The sequence below is a fragment of the Burkholderia sp. THE68 genome, assembly GCF_009938265.1.
Taxonomy (GTDB): Bacteria; Pseudomonadota; Gammaproteobacteria; order Burkholderiales; family Burkholderiaceae; genus Caballeronia.
Genome location: NZ_AP022315.1, coordinates 1,549,166 through 1,558,684, shown reverse-complemented (window position 1 = coordinate 1,558,684; position 9,519 = coordinate 1,549,166). Strand labels below are relative to the sequence as shown.

Here is a 9,519-nt window from a genome sequence, read left to right as displayed (position 1 = left end):
CTCCGGGTTTCCCTCGACGCGAAATTCTACTGGAGCCTTACGTCAGTCTTTCCGATGATGCGAGCCGATGATGTTTTTCCACACATCAGGTCGGATCGACCTTGTTCAGATGCCGCGCGCTCACGCGCCGCCAGTAGAGAAACAGGCCGACGCCCGCGATACCCAGACTCGCCGAATTCGCGATCCAGAAACCGCGCGCGCCCTGCAGCCACTCGGGCACGCCGCCGCCCACGTCGAAGCCGAGGAGATAGCCGCCGCCGAGCCCGATGCCCCACAGCGCGATGGCGTAGATCACGGTCGGCACGAGCGTCACCTTGTACGCGCGCAGGATGAACGCGGTGGTGATCTGCAGCGCGTCGCAGAAGTGATAGAAGAAAATGATGAGCACGAGCGGCATCGCGGCGGCGATGACGCCCGCATCGGGCGTATAGGCCGCGATCACGTGAGCGCGCGCGGCGATCAGAAGCACGCCGTAGGCGAGCGCCAGCACGCACGCCATGCCGATACCGTGACGCGAGATCGAACGCGCGTCGTCGTAGCGTCCGGCGCCGAGCGCCTGCGACACGAGCGTCGACGACGCAATGCCGATCGACAGCGGCGTCATGTAAAGCACCGCGCCGAGATTGCCGGCGATCTGATGACCGGCGAGCGTGGTCGTGCCGAAGCGCGAGATGAAGAGCGCCATGAACGTGTACGACGTCACTTCGATGAGATACGAGAGACCCATCGGAATGCCGAGACGCAGGAGCGCGAGCTGACGCCGCCAGACCGGCCAGCAGAAGCGCGAGAAGATGCCGAACGGGCGGAAGAACTCGACCTTGAAGAGCACCGTCATGCCGACGATCGCGAGCACCCAGTTGATGAGCGTGCTCGCGAGCGCGCAGCCCGGACCGCCGAGCGCGGGGAAGCCCGCGCCGCCGAAGATGAACCAGGTGTTGATCGGAAACTTGAGCAGCAGGCCGCCGACTTGCAGAAACATCACGAGCCGGGGTTTGCCGACCGCGTTGGTGAGCGAACTGTAGACGCGAAACGCGAGGCTCGCGGGCAGGCCGAACGACAGAATCCGCAGATAGTCGACGGTGCGGTCGTGCAGCGCGGGCGGCGTCTTCGCGAGGGACAGCAGCGGCTCGGGATGGAACAGCAGCACGAAGCCGATCACGGCGAGCACGGCGGCGAGCCAGAACGCCTGGCGCGTCTCTTCGCCAATCTCGCTTTCGCGGCCCGCGCCGAACAGTTGCCCGGCGATCGGCTGCAACGCGACCAGAATGCCCGTGAGGCCGATATACACCGAGATATAGACAGAGCCGCCGAGGCCGAGCGCGGCCAGATCGGTGGCGGAGAAGCGGCCGACCATCGCGGTGTCGATCACGCCGAACGCGATCACCGCAAGCTGGCCGATCAGCACCGGCCACGCGAGCGCGGCGATCTTGCGCACGTCGCTCAGCATGCCGGTTGTGCTGGTCGGGGTGAGCGTCGCGCGCATCGCGTTATTGCGTCCGGCGCAGGCTCTTCGGGCGCAGCGGCTTCTGCGCCGGCGGCGTGGGACGCTCGATGCGTACGTAGAGCCGGAAGCGCTCGTCGCGGTCGGCGACGCGCCGGCCTTCCCACACGAGCTTCCACTGGAACGCCGACATCGACGACGGCTCGCCGTAATCCGCCGGGTCCTGGCGCAGGATCACGTCGCAGTCCTCGTCGAACGCGAAATGCATGCCGCCAAAATAGGCGAAGGTGGCGATCTGCGCGTCGCCGAGACGCACGGGCGAGATGCAGGTGTAGTCGGGCGGCAGGTGATCGGCGATCTGCTCGGCCACGTCGCGGTAGGTCCGGCTGTAGTTCACCACCGGCAGCCACAGCGTCATGAGCAGCACCCACATGAGCGTGGTGCCCGCGCTCGACAGCACGACGCTGCGCCACAGCACCTTCGGATGACGCGCGAGGCGCCAGCGCGCGAGCAGGAACCAGCAGACGGTCACGGCCACCGCGCACACGAAGGAAATCAGCTTGAATTCGGGATGAAAGCCCGGCGCGAGGCGCGCGAGATTGCGCGCCATCGACGCGGGGAAGCCGAACATGCCCGCGGTCCACACGAGCCACACCAGCGAGCCGATGATGGTGAAGCTCAGCATCGCGAACCAGTCGATCGCGTTGATCGCGCCGCGCTTCAAGGTGGGCAGCGCGAAGGTCGCGAGCACGGAAAGCGGCGGCAGCAGGAGCATGAAGAGCCGGTTGGTCTCGTGCGCCTGCAGGACGACCAGCACGAGCAGCGGCCCGATGATCGACAGCGGCACGCCCACGTGCGGCGAGCGGCGCAGCCCGCCCCAGCTGACGAACGCCCACAGCGCGAGCGGCCACGCGGGCCACGTGAAGAGCGGCAGGTTCTTGATCGCGTAGCCGAAGATCGAGCCCGGCGTGCCGGAGAAGAAAGAAAAACTGTTGCGCCACCATTGGCGCAGCCACCATTCGCCGTCGTCGGGGAAGTAATGCAGCGTCGGCAGCACCCATGCGGCGATCAGCACGATCGCAACCGGCAGGCCGTAGATCAGGAGCGGCGCTGCGCGTACCTGTTTCACGATGATGGTCATCGCGAGTGTGCAGAGCAGCAACGCGAACACCAGCACGGGCGAACTCGACAGCCCGACCACGCCGATCGCCACGCCCCACACGATGCCGCCGTGGATCGGCTTGTCGAGGCTGCGCACGAGGCCGTAGAGGAGCATCGCGGTGCCGGCGAACTGCGCGAGCTGCGGCGTGGTTTCGTGGCCGCGCTCGGCGAGGCCGAAGCATGCGAGCAGGATGAGCAACGCGCCATCCGCGAGCGTGCGGCCGTAGTCGCGCGGCTCGGGTTCGCCGCCGAATGCGTATTTGAAGGGCTGCGCCTCGTCGCGCCGGCCGAGCAGATAGGCCGAATACCAGACGAACGCGCACGCGAGACAGAAGAGCAGGCCCGTCACCACGCGTGAGGCGTTGCTCGCGTCGACCCACGGGCTCAGCAGCCGGATGGCCGATGCGCCCAGCCAGTACATCAGCGGGCCGTCGGCGGTGGGCGCGCGGCCGACGAGGTTCGGCAGCAGCCAGTCGCGCGCGTCGCCGTTGGCCATCGTCCACATGACGCCGAAGCCCGCCGCATCCTCGTTCTTCCACGGATCGCGGCCGAAGAGACCGAACGACGCGTAGGTGATGCAGATGGCGAGCAACAGCCAGCGCGGCAGGGCGCTGGTGGCGGAGGCGGTCAGACGAACGACAGATCGCATGCGAAGAGACTTGATGGAAAACGGTCCGCTGATCTCGCGCAAGGCGAGCGTGGGGCTGGAGCAACCGGCATTGTAGTCGCGCGGCGGCTTTAAGGGCGGTTCATCGACGTTCCCCGTAACCCGGCGCAACAACGCTTACCAAATACGACCAAAAGCAGTCGGCGACAAAAAAGGGCAGCCAAAGCTGCCCTTTTTCCTTGAAGCCCGAAGCCGACTTACTTCTTGGTGGAGAAGCGAGCGAACTTGTTGTTGAACTTCTCGACGCGACCTGCCGTGTCCATGATCTTTTGCTGACCGGTGTAGAACGGATGCGATTCCGACGACACTTCGATCTTCGCGAGCGGGTAGGACTTGCCGTTGAATTCGGCGGTTTCGCGCGTCTGGATGGTCGAACGGGTCACGAACTTGAAGTCGTTCGACATGTCGACGAACAGGACTTCGCGATAATTCGGGTGAATGCCTTCTTTCATGGTCTTTCCTGGTATCTGGCGGTAGCCAACCCGCTGCGCTTTCGAAATGACCGCGCGAGTCACTTGCCTAGGGTCGAAAAACGGCGATTATGCCAGAAAATCAGTCGCTTGACATCTTTTTTGGGGCTCGGGCGCAGCTTACGAGACGAGCGCGCCGACGCCCGCCGGGTCCTGCCGATAATAGCGCGCGAGCAGCCGGTAAAGCTCGGGATACTCGGTCTCGAACGCCTGCGGCGTGACGAACAGCGCCTCGCTGCACACCGCGAAAAATTCCGAGGGATGATCGGCCGCGTAGGGGTCGATGAGCGATTCGCGCTCGAAGCGGCTCCAGCGGCGCTCCGGCACGGCGTCCACGCGCGCGCAGAACTGGTCGTAGGCGTTGTCGAAGATATCGGCCCAGGCGCTGGAATCGAGCGGTGCGTGCCAGCGGCGAAAGAGCGGCGGATGACCGTCGGCGACGCCCGTCACCATGTCGATCTTGTGCGCGAACTCGTGGATCACGACGTTGTAGGCTTCCGAGCCATCGGCCATTTGCGCGTCTTCCCAGGAGAGCACGACGGGGCCGCCTTCCCATGCTTCGCCGCTCGCATCGTGTTCGACTTCGTGTACGACGCCGTCCTCGTCCTCCACGGTCTTCCTGATGATGAACTCGCCCGGATAGACGATCACGCCAACCCAGCCGTCATACAGATCGAGGTCGAGATTGAGCACGGGCAGGCAGGCCTGCGCGGCGATGGAGACGATCATCTGATCGGTCAGTTCGAGATCGTGCGCGGTCGAGAATTCCTTCTGCGCGATGAACAGGCTCGCGGTCTCGCGCAGACGCCCGAGGTCGTTCGCGTCCAGATGGCCGAAGCACGGATACGCGGCGAGCGTGCGTTGCCAGAGGGTGTCGTCGATTGCGTATTTGCGCAGCGCGCGTTCGCGGCGTTGCGCGCCGAACCAGCGGGTGAAGAGGTTGGCCATCGGTCGTTCAGGTGACTTCGATAGACCGGATTGTACGGAGCGGGCGCTCGCCAGACGAAAAAAAACCGCCTGACCAAGCAGGCGGTTTTTTGCGCTGAAGCAGCGAAGCGGAATCAGCCTCCGCCGCGACGCATCATGTCGAAGAACTCGGCGTTGTTCTTCGTCTGACGGATCTTGTCGAGCAGGAATTCCATCGCTTCGACTTCGTCCATGTCGTGAATGAACTTGCGCAGCACCCAGACCTTTTGCAGCAGGTCCGGCTTGATGAGCAGTTCTTCGCGGCGCGTGCCCGACTTGTTCAGGTTGATCGACGGATACACGCGCTTTTCGGCCAGACGGCGTTCGAGGTGCACTTCCATGTTGCCGGTGCCCTTGAACTCTTCGTAGATCACGTCGTCCATGCGGCTGCCCGTTTCGATGAGCGCCGTGCCGATGATCGTGAGCGAACCGCCTTCCTCGATATTGCGCGCAGCGCCGAAGAAGCGCTTCGGACGTTGCAGCGCGTTGGCGTCGACACCACCCGTCAGCACCTTGCCCGATGCCGGCACGACCGTGTTGTAGGCGCGCGCGAGACGCGTGATGGAGTCGAGCAGGATCACGACGTCGTGCTTCATTTCGACCAGACGCTTCGCCTTCTCGATGACCATTTCGGCGACCTGCACGTGACGCGCGGCGGGTTCGTCGAAGGTCGACGCGATGACTTCGCCGCGCACCGAACGCTGCATTTCCGTCACTTCTTCCGGGCGCTCGTCGATGAGCAGCACGAACAGGATGACGTCCGGATGATTCGCCTTCACCGCATGCGCGATGTGCTGAAGCATCACGGTTTTACCCGACTTCGGCGACGCGACGAGCAGGCCGCGCTGACCCTTGCCGATCGGCGAGATCATGTCGATGATCCGGCCCGTGACGTTTTCCTCGCCGCGCATTTCGCGTTCGAGCGGCAGCGGCTTGTTCGGGTGCAGCGGCGTGAGGTTCTCGAACATGATCTTGTGTTTCGAGGCCTCGGGCGGCTGCCCGTTGACTTTGTCCACCTTCACGAGCGCGAAATAACGCTCGCCGTCCTTCGGCGTACGCACTTCGCCTTCGATCGTGTCGCCGGTGTGCAGATTGAAGCGGCGGATTTGCGACGGGCTGATGTAAATGTCGTCCGTACTCGCGAGATACGAGGTCTCGGGCGAACGCAGGAAGCCAAAGCCATCGGGCAGCACTTCGAGGGTGCCGTCGCCGAAAATCGTGTCGCCCGCTTTGGCGCGCTTTTTAAGAATTGCGAACATGAGTTCCTGCTTGCGCAGGCGGTTCGCATTTTCGATCTCGAGGCCATTGGCCATCTCGATCAGTGCAGACACGTGCTGAGACTTGAGCTCGGATAAATGCATACGGGTTTCCCGCCGGGGAGAGAGGTACGACAGAAAGATTTGGGAGAAGAGGTGAGCGGAACCGCTCGAGACTTAATACTTCTTGAACTCTTGTGATTCTAGCATAGCACACGCCACAGGAGCCTCGGGTGGGCTTTGGGCGGGGCGTTTAGGCCGATGTTGTCGCGTGACAACATCGGCTGCATATCTGATGCGCCTGGCCGGTCGTGCCGGGGCGGCGCTTCGAATGCGAGAGGCGAGTGCCCGGGTCGTGCCGGCGCCCGCCGATGCTGCTGTTACAGGTTGCTGTCGAGGAACGCGGTGAGTTGCGACTTGGACAATGCGCCAACCTTTTGCGCGGCCACGGCGCCGTTCTTGAAAAGAATCAGCGTGGGAATGCCGCGCACGCCGAACTTCACCGGAGTCGACTGATGTTCGTCGACGTTGATCTTCGCGATCTGCAGGCGATCGCCGTAATCCTTGGCGACTTCGTCGAGGATCGGGGCAATCATCTTGCAGGGGCCGCACCATTCCGCCCAGAAATCGAGCAGGACAGGTTTATCCGACTTGACGACATCCTGCTCGAAAGAAGCGTCGCTGATGTGCTTGATTGATTCGCTCATTGTCTGAATACCTCTATTGATTCGAGGCCCGCGTTTGAATGCTCGCCACGATACACCAAAACTGAAAAAATTTTCGTCGCCAACGGGCAGGATTCGGCCCGCACGCCGTGCGCCGAAACGACTCGCAAGCGGCGGCGAATGATCCGCGAAAGGGCATGATGCACCGCTTCCGCACAATTCATTTGCCATCTTAGCCTACTTTGCTATCCGTTGCCGGTTGCTGATAGGGACGATCTGAGGGCGAAAACACCAAGCACAAGAGGGCCAGGAGCGGGCTATGGCGGCGCGCGTAATTCGCCGACGCCTTCCGGCCGCGTGTGCCCCCGTGGTATGATTCGACGTGACGGGCCTCCTCGCATGGTGGCGCGGTCAACCTGGTCAGGTCGGGAACGAAGCAGCCACAGCCGTTTTCCACCAGTGCCGAGGGTCGGGCTCGTCACCTTCCGCTTTTCTTCTGCTGTTCCTCCCTCGTTTCTCCAAAGTCATCCGGTCATTCCCGCGCCCTCGAATCGCGCTGGTTTCGTGCGCTCCCGAGCCGTCGCGCAGCGCGCCCTGTGCCTTCCGGCGCGGCGTTTGCGCGAGGGCGTTGCTGATACAATTTCGCGCATGACCTATCAAGTTCTCGCACGCAAATGGCGGCCGAAATCTTTCGAGTCGCTCGTCGGCCAGGAGCACGTCGTCCGTGCGCTCACGCACGCGCTCGACGGCGGCCGCCTGCACCATGCCTATCTGTTCACGGGCACGCGTGGCGTCGGCAAGACCACGCTCTCGCGCATCTTCGCGAAGGCGCTCAATTGCGAAACCGGCGTCACTTCGAAGCCGTGCGGCGTGTGCCGTGCGTGCCGGGAAATCGATGAAGGCCGTTTCGTCGATTACGTCGAAATGGATGCGGCGAGCAATCGCGGTGTCGATGAAATGGCGGCGCTGCTCGAACGCGCGGTGTATGCGCCCGTCGATGCGCGCTTCAAGGTCTATATGATCGACGAAGTGCATATGCTCACGAACCACGCCTTCAACGCGATGTTGAAGACGCTCGAAGAGCCGCCGCCGCATGTGAAGTTCATCCTCGCGACGACCGATCCGCAGAAGATTCCGGTCACCGTGCTCTCGCGCTGCCTGCAGTTCAACCTGAAGCAGATGCCGGCGGGACACATCGTGTCGCATCTGGAAAGCATTCTTCAGCAAGAGAGCATCGCGTTCGAGTTGCAGGCGCTGCGTCTTCTGTCGCGCGCGGCGGACGGCAGCATGCGCGACGCACTCTCGCTCACCGATCAGGCCATCGCCTATTCGGCCAACCAGGTCACCGAGGACGCCGTGCGCGGCATGCTCGGCGCGCTCGATCAAAGCTATCTGATTCGCCTCGTCGATGCACTCGCCGCCGGTGATGGCGCGCTCGTGCTCGCGATCGCCGACGAAATGGCGCTGCGCAGTCTTTCGTTCTCGACGGCGCTGCAGGATCTCGCGAGTCTGCTGCATCGCATCGCGTGGGGGCAGTTCGCGCCGTCGTCGGTGCTGGACGAGTGGCCGGAAGCCGCGGATATCCGCCGCTTCGGCGAGACGCTTTCCGTCGAGCAGGTTCAGCTTTTCTATCAGATCGCCACGGTCGGGCGCAGCGAACTCGGTCTCGCGCCCGACGAATACGCCGGCTTCACGATGACGCTGCTGCGCATGCTCGCGTTCGAACCGGCAAGCGGGTCGGGCGGCGGCGTGGCCGTGAACGCGCCGTCGGGTGCGAAGCCTGCGCGCAGCGCGGCGCTCGCAGGCGCACTGGCCGAGCGCGCGGTCGCACCCGCGCCGCTGGCAAAGGCCCCAACGCCTGCTGTGGAAGCTGTCGTCGTCAAGGCGAAGGAGACGCCGCCGGTCGAAACCGTGGTCGAAAGCGCGAAGCCTGCACCGACCATCGAAGCGAGCGAGCCGGTTCCCGCGAAACCCGCGCCGGTGCCCAGCGCCGCGCGTCAGGCCGCCGAAGAAGCCGCGCCCGTTGCTTCGCGTGTCGCGGAATCCGAGTCCGCTGCGTCGCGCGCGGCCAGTGGCGCAAGCGCGGCGCTCGAAGTGCTGCGCAGCGCGGGCATGCGCCTTTCGTCCGATCGCAGCGCGCGCGGCGCGCCGGCTGCGCCGAAGCCTGCCGCGCAACCTGCCGTCCAGGTTCGGGCGCCGACGCCACGCCGCGTACCGACGACGCCGGCCGCGTCCGAGCCGAAGCCCGCAGCCGGCAATGCGGGTCAATCGAAAGTCGTCCCGCCGTGGGAAGACATGCCGCCCGACGACTATTCGCCGGCGGGATCGGAAGACGAATACTTCATGCCGCCTGACGACGGCTTCGTGCCCGCCTTCGACAGCGGCCCCGACGACATGCGTTTCGGCGCGGAACCGGCGAAGCAGCCCGCGACGCAGCCCGCGCCCGTCATCGACACGACGCCGCTGCCGCCCGCCGTGCCGCTCGACGCGCTCGGCGTGAGCATCGAATGGCCGGCGCTCGCCGTCGATCTGCCGCTGAAGGGCGTCGCCTATCAGCTCGCGTTCAACAGCGAACTGAGCGCCTGCGACGCGAATTCCGTCACGCTCGCGGTCGCGGTGCAGATGTACACCGATGCCTCGCACGTCGCGAAGCTCAAGGCCGCGCTCACCGAGAAACTCGGCCGCGCGATCGAAGTCAGCGTCAATGTCGCGCCGGTGCGCCGCACCGCCGCCGCGCTCGACGCCGCCGATCGCGCGCGACGTCAACAGGAAGCCGAGCAGGAGATCAAGCAGGATCCGTTCGTGCAATCGCTGATCCGCGATTTCGGCGCGAGCATCGTGCAAGGTTCGATCAAGCCGATTGCCGCGTCGCCGGGCGCGAACCTGTCATGAA

The 9,519-nt window shown here is 64.3% G+C and carries 7 protein-coding genes and 1 other RNA gene; 2 read left to right on the top strand and 6 right to left on the bottom strand.

Translation table 11 applies throughout. The features are described 5' to 3' along the window. Nucleotides 1–85: 85 nt before the first annotated feature. From BTHE68_RS07385 to trxA, 6 genes are all read right to left on the bottom strand, one after another. Nucleotides 86–1,447 (bottom strand): MATE family efflux transporter, encoded by a 1,362-nt coding sequence (locus tag BTHE68_RS07385; protein ID WP_162065782.1) that lies wholly within the window; start codon nt 1,445–1,447, stop codon nt 86–88. A gap of 40 nt (nt 1,448–1,487) precedes the next feature. After that, on the bottom strand, nt 1,488–3,251 hold the full coding sequence (locus BTHE68_RS07380) for an ArnT family glycosyltransferase (protein WP_162065781.1): 1,764 nt from the start codon (nt 3,249–3,251) through the stop codon (nt 1,488–1,490). Between the two features lie 215 nt (nt 3,252–3,466). Then, complete coding sequence (locus BTHE68_RS07375) at nt 3,467–3,721, bottom strand: type B 50S ribosomal protein L31 (protein WP_061178668.1); 255 nt, start codon at nt 3,719–3,721, stop codon at nt 3,467–3,469. A gap of 138 nt (nt 3,722–3,859) precedes the next feature. Then, complete coding sequence (locus tag BTHE68_RS07370; protein WP_162065780.1) at nt 3,860–4,687, bottom strand: M90 family metallopeptidase; 828 nt, start codon at nt 4,685–4,687, stop codon at nt 3,860–3,862. Nucleotides 4,688–4,800: 113 nt separating this feature from the next. Continuing rightward, entirely contained in the window at nt 4,801–6,066 is a 1,266-nt protein-coding gene (gene rho / locus BTHE68_RS07365; RefSeq protein WP_035501035.1) for a transcription termination factor Rho, read from the bottom strand. Between the two features lie 275 nt (nt 6,067–6,341). Continuing rightward, on the bottom strand, nt 6,342–6,668 hold the full coding sequence (gene trxA, locus BTHE68_RS07360; protein WP_008349330.1) for a thioredoxin TrxA: 327 nt from the start codon (nt 6,666–6,668) through the stop codon (nt 6,342–6,344). A gap of 342 nt (nt 6,669–7,010) precedes the next feature. Between trxA and ffs the strand changes: the two genes are divergently transcribed. Together ffs and BTHE68_RS07350 are read left to right on the top strand one after the other, a co-directional pair. Further along, an RNA gene (gene ffs / locus BTHE68_RS07355) (signal recognition particle sRNA small type) lies at nt 7,011–7,109 on the top strand. A 165-nt stretch (nt 7,110–7,274) separates the two neighbouring features. Next, nucleotides 7,275–9,518, top strand: a complete 2,244-nt coding sequence (locus BTHE68_RS07350) for a DNA polymerase III subunit gamma/tau (protein WP_162065779.1) — start codon at nt 7,275–7,277, stop codon at nt 9,516–9,518. The last annotated feature ends 1 nt before the right edge of the window (nt 9,519 follow it).